The 16176-nt window shown below is 56.2% G+C and carries 13 protein-coding genes, 1 pseudogene and 1 CRISPR repeat array; of the genes and pseudogenes, 2 read left to right on the top strand and 12 right to left on the bottom strand.

Going from position 1 to position 16176, the window contains the following annotated elements:
- Window positions 1-254 precede the first annotated feature (254 nt).
- Both HQL76_11285 and HQL76_11280 read left to right on the top strand, forming a co-directional pair.
- A complete protein-coding gene (locus tag HQL76_11285) occupies window positions 255-494 on the top strand; it encodes a ribbon-helix-helix protein, CopG family (protein ID MBF0109749.1) in 240 nt (79 codons plus the stop codon).
- A complete protein-coding gene (locus HQL76_11280) occupies window positions 475-894 on the top strand; it encodes a hypothetical protein (GenBank protein ID MBF0109748.1) in 420 nt (139 codons plus the stop codon). Before HQL76_11285 ends, HQL76_11280 begins: the two co-directional genes overlap by 20 nt.
- Window positions 895-976: 82 nt before the next feature.
- Here the strand turns inward: HQL76_11280 and pntB are convergent, their stop codons facing one another.
- The 12 genes and pseudogenes from pntB to HQL76_11220 form a co-directional block, all read right to left on the bottom strand.
- Window positions 977-2389, bottom strand: a complete 1413-nt coding sequence (gene pntB, locus HQL76_11275; protein ID MBF0109747.1) for a Re/Si-specific NAD(P)(+) transhydrogenase subunit beta — start codon at window positions 2387-2389, stop codon at window positions 977-979.
- A 16-nt stretch (window positions 2390-2405) separates the two neighbouring features.
- Window positions 2406-3980, bottom strand: a complete 1575-nt coding sequence (locus HQL76_11270) for a Re/Si-specific NAD(P)(+) transhydrogenase subunit alpha (GenBank protein MBF0109746.1) — start codon at window positions 3978-3980, stop codon at window positions 2406-2408.
- A gap of 217 nt (window positions 3981-4197) precedes the next feature.
- On the bottom strand, window positions 4198-4650 hold the full coding sequence (locus HQL76_11265; GenBank protein MBF0109745.1) for a hypothetical protein: 453 nt from the start codon (window positions 4648-4650) through the stop codon (window positions 4198-4200).
- Between the two features lie 103 nt (window positions 4651-4753).
- Window positions 4754-5164 carry a DUF1640 domain-containing protein gene (locus tag HQL76_11260; protein ID MBF0109744.1) on the bottom strand — a complete coding sequence of 137 codons (411 nt, stop codon included), beginning with the start codon at window positions 5162-5164 and terminating at the stop codon, window positions 4754-4756.
- A gap of 244 nt (window positions 5165-5408) precedes the next feature.
- On the bottom strand, window positions 5409-6500 hold the full coding sequence (gene prfA, locus HQL76_11255; protein ID MBF0109743.1) for a peptide chain release factor 1: 1092 nt from the start codon (window positions 6498-6500) through the stop codon (window positions 5409-5411).
- Window positions 6501-6519: 19 nt separating this feature from the next.
- A complete protein-coding gene (locus HQL76_11250; GenBank protein ID MBF0109742.1) occupies window positions 6520-7818 on the bottom strand; it encodes a glutamyl-tRNA reductase in 1299 nt (432 codons plus the stop codon).
- Between the two features lie 244 nt (window positions 7819-8062).
- Window positions 8063-8245 carry a DUF1640 domain-containing protein gene (locus tag HQL76_11245; protein ID MBF0109741.1) on the bottom strand — a complete coding sequence of 61 codons (183 nt, stop codon included), beginning with the start codon at window positions 8243-8245 and terminating at the stop codon, window positions 8063-8065.
- Window positions 8246-8483: 238 nt separating this feature from the next.
- Window positions 8484-8768 carry an XRE family transcriptional regulator gene (locus HQL76_11240; GenBank protein ID MBF0109740.1) on the bottom strand — a complete coding sequence of 95 codons (285 nt, stop codon included), beginning with the start codon at window positions 8766-8768 and terminating at the stop codon, window positions 8484-8486.
- Window positions 8769-8771: 3 nt separating this feature from the next.
- Window positions 8772-9087: pseudogene (locus HQL76_11235) on the bottom strand (type II toxin-antitoxin system RelE/ParE family toxin).
- Window positions 9088-9416: 329 nt separating this feature from the next.
- Window positions 9417-13397: a CRISPR direct-repeat array (repeat unit 37 nt; unit sequence GTCGCAATCCCCTTTCATGCGGGGCGATGACTTCAGG).
- Window positions 13398-13595: 198 nt separating this feature from the next.
- Complete coding sequence (cas2, locus tag HQL76_11230; protein MBF0109739.1) at window positions 13596-13874, bottom strand: CRISPR-associated endonuclease Cas2; 279 nt, start codon at window positions 13872-13874, stop codon at window positions 13596-13598.
- A gap of 48 nt (window positions 13875-13922) precedes the next feature.
- Entirely contained in the window at window positions 13923-14966 is a 1044-nt protein-coding gene (cas1, locus tag HQL76_11225) for a CRISPR-associated endonuclease Cas1 (GenBank protein MBF0109738.1), read from the bottom strand.
- A gap of 6 nt (window positions 14967-14972) precedes the next feature.
- Window positions 14973-16175: a TIGR02221 family CRISPR-associated protein gene (locus tag HQL76_11220; protein MBF0109737.1), complete on the bottom strand. Its 1203-nt coding sequence runs from the start codon at window positions 16173-16175 to the stop codon at window positions 14973-14975.
- Window position 16176 lies beyond the last annotated feature (1 nt).

Genomic DNA, 16176 nt, shown 5'->3' with positions numbered 1-16176 from the left:
ATCAAAACCCTGGGGGCAATCCCCCAGACCCCTTTTTTCTTTCAATAATTAAACCTGTAAGGTACCTGGGCAGTTACGAAAAAACGTAAGCGATGAACGCCTGCCAAACCTGTGTCCGTCAGGGGCGTAAATCGGCTGTGTCCAGCCCCCGCCTGTTCGGGGAGGAACTGTAGCAATCACACGGATCTGGCTTGCCACGGGACGCGCCATGGGATACGGTATTACCGTATTCACCTGAACTTGAGGAGGCGGGTATGGCCATGTCGGTGCGATTGGATCCGGTGCTGGAGGAGCGGGTCAACCAGGAGGCGAAGCGGCTGGGCATGACCAAGTCGGCCTTTGTCAAGGATACCCTGGAACGGGCGTTGGGATACAAGAACCCATCGGAACTTCTGGACGAAATTTGCAGTGGCGCCCCCATGGGCGATCCCCATGCCTCCGAAAACGTTTCCGAAAAGGTCAAGGCCAGACTGCGTGCGAAATATTCTTATTGATTCCGGGCCTCTGGTTGCGCTGTTCGCCAGGGATGATCGGCATCATCCGCGCATCCGCGCCCTGGTGCGGGAGTTTTCCCAACAAGGTGTTCGATTTCTGACGACTTGGCCGTGCATTGTCGAGGCGAGTTATCTGCTGCAACCACCCCATCGTTATGAACTTTTACAATGGGTCGAACGACAGGGCATCGTTGTCCATTCCTTCGAATCGTACCACCTGGGGGAGATGACGCGCTGGATGCGCCGCTATACCGAGGAGGGAAAGCGGGAGATGGACCTGGCCGACGCCTCCTTGATCTGGCTGGCCGATGAAACGGACATCACCGAGATCATGACTGTGGATGTCGTCGATTTTACGCGGTATCGCCTGCCCGACGGTCGGGCCTTTGATTTGCTGTAGGAAGTTTTTTCCACGTCTGTCTCCGTCGCCGCTGAGGGTCCGGGATCGGTTGGCTCTTTCCCGGACCCATCGACAATGATGATCATTGTGAAAGATGAACGAGGACTTCATCAAGCGTCTTTTTGGCGTCGCCAAAGAGCATGCGATTGTTTTCTTTGTAGAATAATGGATTATCCACTCCTGCGTAACCCGAGGCCATCGATCTTTTCATGACGATCGAAGTTTTTGCCTTCCAGACTTCCAAGACCGGCATGCCGGCGATGGGACTGGTGGGATCTTCCTGGGCCGCCGGATTGACGATGTCGTTGGCCCCGATCACGATGGTGACATCGGTAGTGGGAAAATCCTGATTGAGTTCGTCCATTTCCAGCACGATGTCGTAGGGGACTTTGGCTTCTGCCAGAAGGACGTTCATGTGTCCCGGCATTCGTCCGGCGACAGGATGGATGCCGAAACGAACGTTGATGTCCCTGGAGCGCAAAATTTTCGTGATTTCACATACCGTATGTTGCGCCTGCGCCACCGCCATCCCGTATCCGGGGACGATGATGACATTTTGCGCCGTGCGCAGAAGTTCGGCGGTTTCGGAAGCGCTGATCGGTTGAACGTCGCCTTGAGGGGCCTCCGGACCAGCCGCAAGGGTTTTGCCTCCTTCGGTGCCGAAACCGCCGGCGATGACGGAGATGAAATTGCGGTTCATGGCGCGGCACATGATATAGGAAAGGATGGCCCCCGAAGAGCCTACCAGGGCCCCGACCACGATCAGAAGATCGTTGGAGAGCATGAAACCGGTTGCCGCAGCAGCCCATCCCGAATAGCTGTTGAGCATGGAAACGACGACCGGCATGTCGGCACCGCCGATGGCCATGACCATATGCATGCCGAAGAGCAGGGCGATGAAGGTCATCAGGGAAAGGGGAAGAATTCCCTGGTCGATTCCGGGCGCTTGAAGAAACATCCGTCCAAGGAAGAGGACCAGGACCAGGAGCCCCAGGTTCAACAGATGACGACCGGGGAGCAGCATGGGTTTGCCACCGATCTTGCCCGAAAGTTTGCCGAAGGCGATCAGGGAGCCGGAAAAGGTGATGGCGCCGATCAGGATTCCCAGGTAGATCTCGATTTCGTGGATTGTTTTTTCGCTGCCGGTAAAGTGGGCGGATGGATCGATGAAATTGGCAAAACCGACCAGACAGGCCGCCAGGCCGACCAGGCTGTGCATGAGGGCGACCAGTTCGGGCATCTGGGTCATTTTGACGCGGATGGCGGCGATGATGCCGACGATTGCCCCCAGTCCCATGGCGATGGCGATGATGGCAAGGTTGGACAGGCCGGTGACCCGGGGTCCCATGAGGGTGGCCAGAACGGCGATGCCCATGCCGATCATGCCGAACAGGTTGCCGCGTCTGGAGGTTTCGGGGTTGCTCAGGCCGCCGAGGCTGAGGATGAACAGGATGGTGGCGCCGATATAGGAAACGGTCATCAATTCGGTAGTCATTGGATTTTCCCCCGTGTCATTTCTGGAACATGCGCAGCATGCGGCGGGTGACCCAGAAGCCGCCGAACATGTTGATGGCGGTCAGGCCGATGGCCAGTCCGGCAAGCAGGGTGATGATCAGTCCCGGAGAGGAGATTTGAATCAACGCTCCGAGAACGATGATGCTGCTGATGGCGTTGGTGACGCTCATCAAAGGGGTGTGCAGGGCGGGGGTGACGTTCCAGATCACCATGTAGCCGATGAAACAGGCGAGGACGAAGACGGTAAAATGGTTCAGGAAGGAGGCGGGGGCGGTCATTCCGACCAGTCCGAAAACGACCGCCAGGGCCAGTCCCATGACCAGGGTCGATTGGCCCGAGGCGGGCGCCCCCGGACCATGGCCATGACTTTTTTTCGCTTGGACAACGGGTGCGGCGGCCTGGACCGGTTTGGCGGGAGCCGCCGAAAGCCTGGGGGGCGGTGGCGGCCAGGTGATGACCCCTTCCTTGATCACGGTGGTGCCGCGAATGACCTCATCGTCCATGTTGATATTGATGACGCCATCTTTGGTTTTGCACAATTCCTCCATCAGCCGCACCAGATTGGTGGCGTAGAGCTGGCTCGATTGCCGCGCCAGGCGGCTGGGCAGATCGGAATAGCCGATGATGGTGACGTTGTTGTGGACCACCTTTTGGTGCGGCACCGTATATTCGCAGTTGCCCCCCTGTTCGGCGGCAAGATCGACGATGACACTGCCCGGTTTCATGTGATCGACCATTTCACGGGTGATCAGTTTGGGGGCGGGTTTTCCCGGAATCAGGGCGGTGGTGATGATGATGTCCACGTCGAGGGCTTGTTTGGCGAAGAGTTCCTGCTGCGCCTTCTGAAACCCTTCGCTCATGACCTTGGCGTAGCCGCCGATGCCCGTCCCCTCTTCTTCGTGTTGCGGCGAGACGAATTCGGCCCCCATGCTCTTGACCTGATCCTTCACCTCGGGCCGGGTATCCGAGGCGCGGACGATGGCCCCCAGGCCCGAGGCGGCGCCGATGGCCGCCAGTCCCGCCACCCCGGCGCCGATGACGAATACCTTGGCCGGAGGGACTTTTCCCGCGGCCGTGACCTGACCGGTAAAGAAACGTCCGAAGGCATGTGCCGCTTCGATGACCGCCCGGTAACCGGCAATGTTGGCCATCGAGGAGAGGGCATCGAGTTTTTGCGCCCGGGAAATGCGGGGGACCGAATCCATGGCCAGAACGTTGACGCCACGGGCGGCGAGAAGATCCATCAGCTCCTTGTTCTGGGCGGGCCAGATGAAGCTGATCAGGGTGTTTCCCCGCTTCAACAGATCGATTTCGTTTTTCTTCAATCCCGGATGGAGTGTCGGGGCCCGCACCTTGAAAACAATGTCCACCGCCTGCCATAGAGCGGCGGTTTCGGCGATGATTTCCGCCCCCGCTTCCCTGTAGTGGGAATCTTCGAACTGGGCGTTGAGACCGGCCCCCGCTTCGACGGCGACTGAAAAACCGAGTTTGATCAATTGCCGCACCGAATCGGGACTGGCTGCTACCCGGTTTTCACCCGGATGGACTTCCCTTGGAATACCGATTTTCATCATTCATCTCCTCCATTCAGATGTTTTCGAATTTTGAAATTTCGACAGAGGGGATGATAACAGGTTCATTATTAAATTGGTGAAGAATCAACAAGAAAAATATATATTTATCGCCTTTGTTTCATGTAAGGACGGGTGTTTTGGGGCAATGGATCGGTTGATTTCCGATCGATCAATGCCAAGGGTGCGAACGAATGTCACCCGGAAGCGCACAAGATCAGAGCAGTTTGACCAGGGCGGCCACGGCCCCGACCGCCACGAACATCAAACTTCCGAGCTTGATGACCATGCGTTGTTCCAGTTCCTTGATGTCCCGTTTCAACTCTGCCCGGACCGACTCGATCTTGACATCGAGTTCCTTGATATCCCGCTTCAACTCCATCCGGACCGACTCGATTCTGGCATCGAGTTCCTTGAACCGGACCTCAATTTCCTTGAACCGGACTTCGGCCTTTGTATCCAGTTCTTTGAGCCGGACTTCGGCCTTTGTATCCAGTTCTTTGAGGTCCCGCTTCAAATCTGCCCGGACCTGTTCCAGTTCCAGCCTGGTGGCCAGGCGGTCTTCCATCCATTCGACGATGGTTTCGGCCTGTATTTCCGCCTGGGCCTCGGGGACACCGGCGGCTTTCAATTTTTTGGCGTAGGCCAGTGAATCGAACATCAGTGACATGATGGTGCCCTCCATGAGCAGGTTGTCTGACGGTACTCTTGAAAACAAACGCCAAGGATTCGTGACTTCAAAAACGTTTCAGGCCGTCTTGGTCGCACGGATGTCAAAGCAGTTTGACCAGGGCGGCCACGGCCCCGACCGCCACGAACATCAAACTTCCGAGCTTGATGACCATGCGTTGTTCCAGTTCCTTGATGTCCCGTTTCAACTCTGCCCGGACCGACTCGATGTCCCGCTTCAACTCTGCCCGGACCGACTCGATTTTGACATCGAGTTCCTTGATGTCCCGCTTCAACTCTGCCCGGACCGATTCGATGTCTCGTTTCAACTCTGTCCGGACCGATTCGATGTCCCGTTTCAAATCCACCCGGACCTGTTCCAGTTCCAGCCTGGTGGCCAGGCGGTCCTCCATCCATTCGACGATGGTTTCGGCCTGTATTTCCGCCTGGGCCTCGGGGACACCGGCGGCTTTCAATTTTTTGGCGTAGGCCAATGAATCGAACATCAGGGACATGATGGTACCCTCCATGGGCAGGTTGACACTCTTGAAAGAAAACGCCAAGGACCCGAGACTGCAAAAACATCTGCGGCTGGCAGAGGACACAAGGTTGTCCGGTGGACATGATTCATCGACCGATGAGGTCACGGATTCAGGAAAAAGCGGACTGCGTCCATGTTAACACACAGGTGGCTCTGTCTCCAAATCGCAAAGGATGGACGAGGACTTCACCAGGCGTCATAACGCGAAGGGGGCGCTGTCAGGATACGTCGCCGGCGAATTCGGCGAGCAATTGGGCCTGATGTTCGTTGGCGAGGGCGGAGATCACCTCTTCCAGATCGCCCTGGAGGATCTGATCGAGGCGGTACAGGGTCAGGTTGATCCGGTGATCGGTCAGACGACCCTGGGGAAAATTGTAGGTGCGAATCCGTTCCGACCGATCGCCGCTGCCGACCTGCCCTTTTCGGTCGCGGGACCGGGCATCCTCGGCGGCTTTCAGTTCCATGTCGTAGAGTCTGGCCTTCAACACTTTCAGGGCCTTGGCCTTGTTTTTGTGTTGCGATTTTTCATCCTGGCAGACGACGACGAGGCCCGTTGGCAGATGGGTGATGCGGACTGCCGAATCGGTGGTGTTGACGCTTTGCCCCCCCGGACCCGAGGAACGGAAGACATCGATGCGCAGATCGTCGCGTTCGTTGATGACGACATCGACCTCTTCGGCCTCGGGGAGGACCGCCACGGTGCAGGCGGAGGTATGGATCCGCCCGCCTGCCTCGGTGACCGGAACCCGCTGTACCCGATGAACCCCCGATTCAAACTTGAGGGAAGAAAACGCTCCCCGTCCGCTTACCAGGATGATGATTTCCTTGAATCCACCCAGATCGGTCGCATGGATGGACAACAATTCCATCCGCCACCCGCGGGATTCGGCGAATCGTTGATACATGCGCAACATGTCTCCGGCGAAGAGAGCCGCTTCTTCGCCGCCGGTACCGGCGCGGATTTCGAGGATGGCGTTTTTTTCATCGTTGCGATCCTTGGGCAGGAGCATCAATTGAAGTTCCCGCCATGCTGTGTCGCGTCGCGCTTGAAGGATGTCCCGTTCTTCCCGGGCCAGAAGCCGCAACTCGGGATCGGCGGAGGATTCGGCCAGGAGGGTTTCGGTGGCCAGGATTTCTTTTTCGATGGCCTGAAGCGCCCTGTAGGCCAGGATGATCGGATCAAGACTGGCGAATTCGCGGGAAAGGCGGGTAAACCGCGCCGAATCGGCCATGACCTCCGCCAGGGACAGGAGGGCCGTCAATTCGCCATGGCGGCGGGAGAGATCATCAAGTTTCGACAGGAAGGACATGGAGGATCCGGGGCAAGGTTCAAGGATTCGAGGATGGGTCGTTTTCGGTCTGGGAATCATCTTCCAGCCGGAACAGTCTTTTTGTTGTTTCCACGAGTAACGCCCCCTGGGGTCCGCTTCCCTGTTCGCGCAACTGGGTCAAGGGGACATGCAGGATGCGGTTGACCAGGACCCTGGCCAGGTTGACGACCCGTTCCCGGTCCTGGGAATCAAGGTTGGTCCACCCTTTCAGGGTTTTTTCGACCTCCTGATCGCGAATGGATTCCAGGGATTGGCGCAAGGCGACCAGGGTTGGGACCACGTCACGGGAACGGGCCCAGGAGATGAATTCATCGACTCCGGCATGAATGATTGCCTGGGCGGCGACGATTTCGCGGTCCCGGTCCTTGCGGTTGTCGCGGGAGATGTTTTCCAGATCGTCGATATCATAGAGGAAGGCATTGTCGATCTGTGTGATTTCGGGGGCCAGATCGCGGGGGACGGCGATATCGATGTAGAACTGGGAACGGTAGCGCCGTTGGCGCAGGGCGGCCTGGACCATGTCGGCGGTGACGATGGGGCGGGTGGCGCCGGTGGAGGAGATGATGATGTCCGCTTCGAACAGGCGACGTTCCAGGGATTCCAGGCCGAAGGCGTCGCCATCGAACTGTTGGGCGAGTTCGCGGGCGCGTTCGAGGGTGCGGTTGGCGACAAGGATGCGCACCCCCTGACCTGCCAGATGGCGTGCGGCCAGTTCACACATTTCTCCGGCGCCGATGAGGAGGCAGACGTGTCCCTGGAGGCTGCCGAATATTTTACGCGCCAGCGCCACCGCCACCGAGGCGATGGAGACCGGATTTTTCGCCAATCCGGTTTCGCTGCGGACTTTCTTGGCGATTTTGAACACCTGGTGGCAATAGCGACCGAGGATCGAACCACAGGATCCCGTTTCACTGGCCCGTTGCCAGGCCTGTTTGACCTGACCCAGGATTTGCGCCTCGCCGACGACGAGGGAATCCAGACTGGAGGCCACCCGAAAACCATGGGCCACTGCTGCCGCTTCTTCGTGGATGTAGAGATGGGGTTCCAGAAGCTCGACAGGTATATGGCTTTTTTGCGCCAGCAGGCGAATGGTCACTGCCTGGGCATGATCGACTCTGCGACAGACCAGCCAGACCTCGAATCGATTGCAGGTGGAGAGGAGCAATCCTTCCGCGATATCGGGAAGTTCGGTCAGTTCGCGAAGCCATTGTGTCTGTTGATCCGGGTCGGGAGCGATTTTTTCCCGCACCGCGACCGGTGCGGTTTTGTGATTCAACCCGACAATCAGAATTTTCATCGAAAACCAAGTCCCACCCGGCGGTTCGTCTGGCCCCCCCATGGTCGAGGAGAAGGGGGATGTTTCTCTGGGAATACTACCCGTTCGCGCGGCGGTTCCGAAAGGAATCGGCGAAAAAAAGGGAGCTTGAACGGTTGTCTGGGGATTGTCTGGGGCGGGGGGTGGTCACGGTTGTGTTTCTGGCGGGGGTCGATCCTGAAGAATGGGGGGATGATTGGCGGGGATTCGGCGATGAAGGGAGGGTTCAAGGGATGGTCAGCCGATACTCACGTTCCTTCAGCCGCGTATCCAGGTACTCTTGCGACACCAATTTTTCGCTGGCGATCGCGGATAACGCCTTGGCCTGCGCCTTGGCCTGTAATTCTGGGACCCCGGCGGCTCTGAGTTCTTCAGAAAACGCCAATGTGTCACATGTTGTCGTGGCCATGTTGCAATTTCCTTCCAGGGTGACAAGCAATCCCAGCGTACCATTTCCAAACACAAGACAACAGCCAAGAAATGCCCTGGTATGTCGGAGACAGTGCATTTTTTGTGAGGATTATTTGAATTTTGGAAAGCATACGTACATTGGCCACTCCGCTTTCTTCCGAATGTGATTGTTGCCATCCCCTTTCATTCGTGGCGATGACTTCAAGTAAAAGAGATGGTTCATCCTTCCGACATCTCTACGTGGCAAGATTCAGTTCGACCTGCATTCCGGCGCGCACGGCAAGGGTCACCAATGTATCCAGGCTGAATTTTTCCCATTTGCCGCGCACCAGATCTGATACACGGGATTGCCTGACGCCAAACATCCTGGCGGCCTCCTCCTGGGTCAGGCCTTTGGAGTCAATCATCAAACGAAGTCTTGCCATCAGGTCGGCGCGCATCGTCAATATCTTGGCTTCATCCGGGGGAAACCCCAGGTCAAGAAAGATGTTGCCGCACGATGGGGTAACAGTGGCTTCCATCATTCATCCTCCAAGTTGGCGATAACGACGAGCGGCCAGATCAATGTCTGCCTGGCTGGTTTTCCGGTTTTTTTTTTGGAACGCATGCAAAACATATACAGCATCATCAAATTTGGCGACTATAGATCACGCGCCATGCACCTGCCACATGAATGCGAATCTCCATCGCACCCGCCCCCACTGCGGGCATTGGTTTCCAGTCGGCAGGCATCAAGCCGTGTTGCACCTGTTGCAACTCGAAGCCGGCAGCCCTCCTGGCCTCACGGGTAAAAGCGGACAGGTCCTCCCGAGAGGAACCGATGAATTGGATGGGTTTCATGGTGTGAATTATATAAGATCTTATATGTCAAATCAAGAAAACAATTCTTGACCGCTCCTTAATCTCCTTTTGTTTAATGTGATTATCTAAACCGCAACCATCACGGGATACGTAGTTTTCGGGCTTCAGACGTTTCACCGTTTTTTGCTGCGGCAACCGCTCGCACGGGCTTGTGCGGCTTCTTTTTCACAGGGTTTGCGCGCATTGGGGCAAATCCCGCGAAAAATACTTGAGCTATATACGCTGCAACGAACCAAAACGGTGAAACGTCAGTAATATTATATCCAGGTAATTCATTGGCATGACTGGCGATGATCGCAAACAGGATCGTTGCAATCCCCTTTCATGCGGGGCGATGACTTCAGGATAAATAGATTAAGCGAGTTTTATTGGGCATTTGATGTCGAGTCGCAATCCCCTTTCATGCGGGGCGATGACTTCAGGTGATGACCAAGCCATCGTGATTTACACGCACGGGGAAAAGTCGCAATCCCCTTTCATGCGGGGCGATGACTTCAGGTTTTGTAAAAGCGTGCAGCGATGTCGCTGCACTGAAAAAATGGCCGCAATCCCCTTTCATGCGGGGCGATGACTTCAGGTCCGGCGGCGGCACCGACGTATCAACCCGGTCCGGCTCCGGGTCGCAATCCCCTTTCATGCGGGGCGATGACTTCAGGTGGGTTTTCCCACCACTCGATGGAGGTCGGGGTTGAGAGTCGCAATCCCCTTTCATGCGGGGCGATGACTTCAGGACCGATCCAGGTATTTCGGTCCCAACTCACGGGACATGTCGCAATCCCCTTTCATGCGGGGCGATGACTTCAGGGCATGGTATGCCGCCTATACGGTAGCCAAGGAGGCTCAGGAGTCGCAATCCCCTTTCATGCGGGGCGATGACTTCAGGCTGCCGCATGGGATGCCGCCAGTGCTGCCGCCAGGGCTGCGTCGCAATCCCCTTTCATGCGGGGCGATGACTTCAGGTCCAAATCAATGTAGGAGAAGATGGATGAAAATCATCGTGTCGCAATCCCCTTTCATGCGGGGCGATGACTTCAGGGACAAGACTACGGAGTTTGGTAGGCTAAAGGAGTTGAAAGGTCGCAATCCCCTTTCATGCGGGGCGATGACTTCAGGAAAAAAAATTGGGAGACAATACAATCTCCCATGCATAAAGTCGCAATCCCCTTTCATGCGGGGCGATGACTTCAGGGATTTAATAAATTTGACCCCTCACGCTATCGACATCGATGTCGCAATCCCCTTTCATGCGGGGCGATGACTTCAGGACCAAGTGGTCGGACAGACCACATGGAGAACGCGGTTGAGGCGTCGCAATCCCCTTTCATGCGGGGCGATGACTTCAGGGCGACAATTCGTTGGCGCGTTGCGCTTCCCTGGCCGTCTCGTCGCAATCCCCTTTCATGCGGGGCGATGACTTCAGGACGAAAAAAATAATAAAGAAAGGTGACTCTTATCAAGTCACTTTTGGGTCGCAATCCCCTTTCATGCGGGGCGATGACTTCAGGTCCCAAAAGGATGCCAGGCCGATCGACTGGCAAGTCAGGCTCTGGTCGCAATCCCCTTTCATGCGGGGCGATGACTTCAGGGGTGTATGACTTGGCCAAGGGATCTGGATTCGATCCGAAGGGTCGCAATCCCCTTTCATGCGGGGCGATGACTTCAGGCCCTGGTGGGAAGGCAGCATTGAAATTGCCGCATTACTTTGGTCGCAATCCCCTTTCATGCGGGGCGATGACTTCAGGATGCGAATATCTGGCGTTGAGTGGCCCTACCCTAGAAGTGGGTCGCAATCCCCTTTCATGCGGGGCGATGACTTCAGGTTCCGCATGATCATCCCGCCTAAACATGGGAGGAGAAGGTCGCAATCCCCTTTCATGCGGGGCGATGACTTCAGGATCTTTTATGTGTAATTTGATGTAATTAAACTCTATCGGAGAGGTCGCAATCCCCTTTCATGCGGGGCGATGACTTCAGGGCGGAAAAACTCGGGAGGAAACAACTTGCCGAAATTGTATTGTCGCAATCCCCTTTCATGCGGGGCGATGACTTCAGGCCCTTACGGACATGTCCAAGTCGGGTATCTACAAACTGATCGTCGCAATCCCCTTTCATGCGGGGCGATGACTTCAGGCATAATTTCGGGATATGAATTCTTTGCCCGCCAAAAAGAGTCGCAATCCCCTTTCATGCGGGGCGATGACTTCAGGCCTAAATACACCGGCTTCTATTGGGATCCAGCTCCCCAATGTCGCAATCCCCTTTCATGCGGGGCGATGACTTCAGGTCCATGATGGTCGCCCAGGCAGTCCCTGGGCGGAAGGGGGTGTCGCAATCCCCTTTCATGCGGGGCGATGACTTCAGGTAAGCTGGGGGAACACTCCGAGACAATATTGGGAGTGAGAGGTCGCAATCCCCTTTCATGCGGGGCGATGACTTCAGGACGACACGCAGTTTGCAGTCGTGCTGGAAATGTTGCAAGAGTCGCAATCCCCTTTCATGCGGGGCGATGACTTCAGGAGACGATGAAAAATTATGGGCGAAAGGGGAGAAAGCTTCAATGTCGCAATCCCCTTTCATGCGGGGCGATGACTTCAGGTTGAAATCAATTGGAGAAAGCATTTCTTTCTGCCTTTTCAGTCGCAATCCCCTTTCATGCGGGGCGATGACTTCAGGTCATTAAAAACTTTGGCTAACGAAGGTGCAGAAAAGGCAAAGTCGCAATCCCCTTTCATGCGGGGCGATGACTTCAGGATTGTACATCCGACTCGGGTGAGTGTGGTTTTTTCCCCAGGTCGCAATCCCCTTTCATGCGGGGCGATGACTTCAGGGGAGGAGGGCGGAACTCTTGGCTGGTCACGGCATAAAAGTCGCAATCCCCTTTCATGCGGGGCGATGACTTCAGGACGGGATTGAGGGATCAGGGAATAGGTGGAAATGAATAAACAGTCGCAATCCCCTTTCATGCGGGGCGATGACTTCAGGGGATGGGATGGGAGGGATGGGGGGACGATGCCCTATTTTGTCGCAATCCCCTTTCATGCGGGGCGATGACTTCAGGCAAGGATGCCCAGAAGGCCGAGCTGCTACGGGTCATAAGTCGCAATCCCCTTTCATGCGGGGCGATGACTTCAGGGTTGGAAGGACGAGAACTCGAACTCAAGCAGCTATCCGAGTCGCAATCCCCTTTCATGCGGGGCGATGACTTCAGGCCGCCGCATTGGCGGCGGGAAGTGGGAAGGGAAGGGAAGGGAGTCGCAATCCCCTTTCATGCGGGGCGATGACTTCAGGAAAGGAGGAGAAGATGGAGAAGTTCTTCACGTGCCTGGTCGCAATCCCCTTTCATGCGGGGCGATGACTTCAGGTGGGGAGAGCAGGAATGCGAATCATCGTCAAGCAAGGGGGTCGCAATCCCCTTTCATGCGGGGCGATGACTTCAGGGCCCCCTTGGCGATCCCCTCGCCAACACCAACGCCCCAATTGGTCGCAATCCCCTTTCATGCGGGGCGATGACTTCAGGGGTGGGGGTGGAGACCCCCGATCGTCCCGGAGAAATCCGGGTGTCGCAATCCCCTTTCATGCGGGGCGATGACTTCAGGAACTAATTGGGGCCGGGGCCTATGATGAGGAATGGGAGGAGTCGCAATCCCCTTTCATGCGGGGCGATGACTTCAGGCCTGAGGAGGCGCGCCGCCTCCTCAGGGGGGTGAAATATTTGTCGCAATCCCCTTTCATGCGGGGCGATGACTTCAGGCCAGATAGGGAACGTCGTGGTGCTCGCAGAAGGCAGTCAGGTCGCAATCCCCTTTCATGCGGGGCGATGACTTCAGGCCAATGAATCAACTCGGCGCGATGTCGAAACACCATCATGTCGCAATCCCCTTTCATGCGGGGCGATGACTTCAGGCCCCAAATTGGGACTCGACATATTTTGGGATAAAGCGGGTTGTCGCAATCCCCTTTCATGCGGGGCGATGACTTCAGGATCAGTAATTGAATCCCCGTTCCGAACGCATTCGTCCGAGTCGCAATCCCCTTTCATGCGGGGCGATGACTTCAGGAATTGGGGGATTCGCCTACTTGACAAACGCGGGGATGCGGGTCGCAATCCCCTTTCATGCGGGGCGATGACTTCAGGCCCCCCGATACGTCTAGGGTCTTCCCTGAACCAACCGTGAGTCGCAATCCCCTTTCATGCGGGGCGATGACTTCAGGAGGCGATACCGCCGCCCCCTGGGAATCCACCGGACGAATCGTCGCAATCCCCTTTCATGCGGGGCGATGACTTCAGGAGCGCATTCCACATACTATTAGAAAAGAAGGAAAAATTCAATGCTTTTTCGTAACCTGTTGTGATCGGGCGTGGTGGAAGGGTCATGGGATGGGTCCTTTGTCGCTACTGTAAAAAAATTATGAAATAAATCAATCGGTTGCCATTTTCGTAACCAGGCCGGAAATCCGGCGTGAAAACGGTTACGGCGGGATGGCGGTCATACGACGAAGACAGTCTGGGTTCCGGGAATGTCCGTTTTGACCCCAAGACGCAGGCTTTTCCCGGCGCATTTTTCACAAAGGGGGTGGATGTGAACCCGATCCTCTTTTTCCTTGATCCGCTTGGTCACCTCCGCCACCATCTCCTGATACAAATCGCCATCCAATACCGCCTCGAACACGCTCTCTTGCACCCGGTCGCCAAAATTGTCGAGACAATCCGAGAGTTTCCGTCGTCGCTTGTTTTCCGTTATATCATAACATATAACATATCGCATCGTGCTTGCCTCCTGTTTCCGGTTTCGGTATCATGGGAAAAAATGGGGTCAGTCGTTTTCCCGAAGTCGAAAAGAGACATACTCTCGTTCTCCCCGGATCGCCATCGCCAGAAGGTTGACCTGTTGCCGCAACAGGTCGTTGACCGAGGTTCGTTCCCCGTCGCCGTTGACGAAGGGGCGCTCCAGATAATGACCCCAGGCGGAAAAGAATACCTTCAATCCTTCCCGGGTCAAACGAATGCCTCCGGTTTCGGGGTCGGTCTCGAACATCTCCGGTCGGATCATGCGCAGATTGCAGGTGCGCAACACAAAACGATCCACCACCGGATGCCGGAACTCTTCCAGCAGATCCAGGGCCAGACTCGCCCGTCCCGGCCTTGGGGCATGGAAAAAACCGATGGACGGATCCAATCCTCGCCCCTCCAACAATCCCGCCACCTGGTTGCCCAGGAGTACATAGCCAAAGGAGAGCAGGGCATTGGCCGGGTCGGGTGGCGGGCGGCGCTTGCGACCGGAAAAACGAATCTCGCCGCGAAAACCATGATCCAGAACCGAAAAATAACACCGCGACGCCCCCCCTTCACAGCCCAGCAATTCTTCCGGATCCGTCGCCGCGACAATCCGTTCCTCCCATTCCCCAAGTTCTTTCAGGGCCAGGGATAGTTCCGGCACCCCCGCCTGGTTGGATTGAATTCCCCGCAACACCGCCCGGCCATTGACGCATTTGCCGCGAATGAACGTTCGCGCCAGTGCCAACGACGATTCGGCGGACAATGCCAGACGACTTTGCGCCAGCCGCAAATCACCCGAACGGGAGATTCCGGGGGAAAGTCGCCCCTGATAAACCCCGTTCCAGGCAAACCAGGCAAGCGAAATTCCTTTTTCCAGACACATCAACAGCGCATCCCGAGTCACATGCACCCGCCCCACAAGCCCGATAACCTCCAAACGATGCGGTTGTACCTCCAGCATGACCTCCTTGCGGCGGATCGTCTCCGTACCGCCATCGGTTCCGGATTCGGCGGTGATGCGAAAGATCCCGTGTGCAACCCGGAGGGTGGCCCCAGGCTCGGTGACGTACAAAACGGGCATGGGGAATCATTCCTCCCGAATTTCCAGATCCTTGAAGATTTCCCGGAGTTTTCTTTCGAGAACCACACGGGATGAAAGAAAGGTGAGCACCTCGTCCTGGGTCGGCGGGATTCCATGGGCCAGGGCATTGCGCAACCGCGAAAGAAGGTCGAATGATTTGAATCGCCCCTTCAAATCGTCCGCTGCCTCCTTGCGCCGATCAAAATGGCTTGGATCGCCCAGTTTCTCCTTGAGAACCCATCGGGTGACCCGCGATTCATATCCGTAAATGACCGCCCGCAAAAAATCTCCCCGTCGCAGGTAATGCCAGGCCAATACCCCTTCCCGCTCCCCATGTTCCTTGCCGCGCCACCAGGAAATTCGTTTTTCGAGGGGTTTGCGGAAAAGACGGGCTGCGGGAGAGAACGATTCATCATTGCCCTGGAAGAAATTTTTGGAAAATTGGTCAAGGATTGTCCGGGCTTTGCTCGAATTGTTGATCCGTTCGAAAAACGATGCCTCCTCCAGTTTCAGGGCAATGTCCGAACGGGTTTCCTGTTCACGGCGTAACAGCGGCGCAAAGACCCCATAATCGCCCCCCTGGTCATAACGACCGATCGCCCCGATCCATTCCGCCAGGTTCAACAATCCATCCAACCGCACCACCGGGGCTTCGCCGTCCATCTGCATGTCGGCGGCGCCATAATACAATCCTTCGATCCGCGCTTTTTTCACCTCCTTCAGGAACAGGGCGCTGAGGAATCCCAGCATCGGCAGGTGGCGAAACCCATGGGTCAGATCCATGGACACCTGATCCCCTTCTGCCACCGTCTCGGAAAGAATTTCAAGAATATCCATCTGTTCCGTGGTGGTGCGGCCAAAAGGGATGATCATCGGTCGGCACGACATTCCCAGGTGTTTTTCCAGCAACGGTGTCAGGTTGTCCAAACGTTCCTGGCCCACCGTATTGTGTCCAACCTCCTCGATCAACAGCGTCAAGTCATGATCCGATTTCTCGTCATTACCCAAATCCGTGAACAACACATCCCACATGCTGCTGCTGGTCCCCAGAAGGATGAATTCATCGGGCTGTTCCCGTCGGGCCAGGGTCAGGCCGAAAAACCGGCTGGTTTCTTTTTGCCCATCATCGAACCGGTAACACTGGGAACGATATTCTCCTCCGTCGCGCGCCTTGCCCAGAAAACTGATCAATATTTTTTTGTCCTTCATC

The organism is Magnetococcales bacterium, from assembly GCA_015228815.1.
Lineage (GTDB): Bacteria > Pseudomonadota > Magnetococcia > Magnetococcales > UBA8363 > UBA8363.
This window is presented reverse-complemented; position numbering and strand designations above follow the sequence as displayed.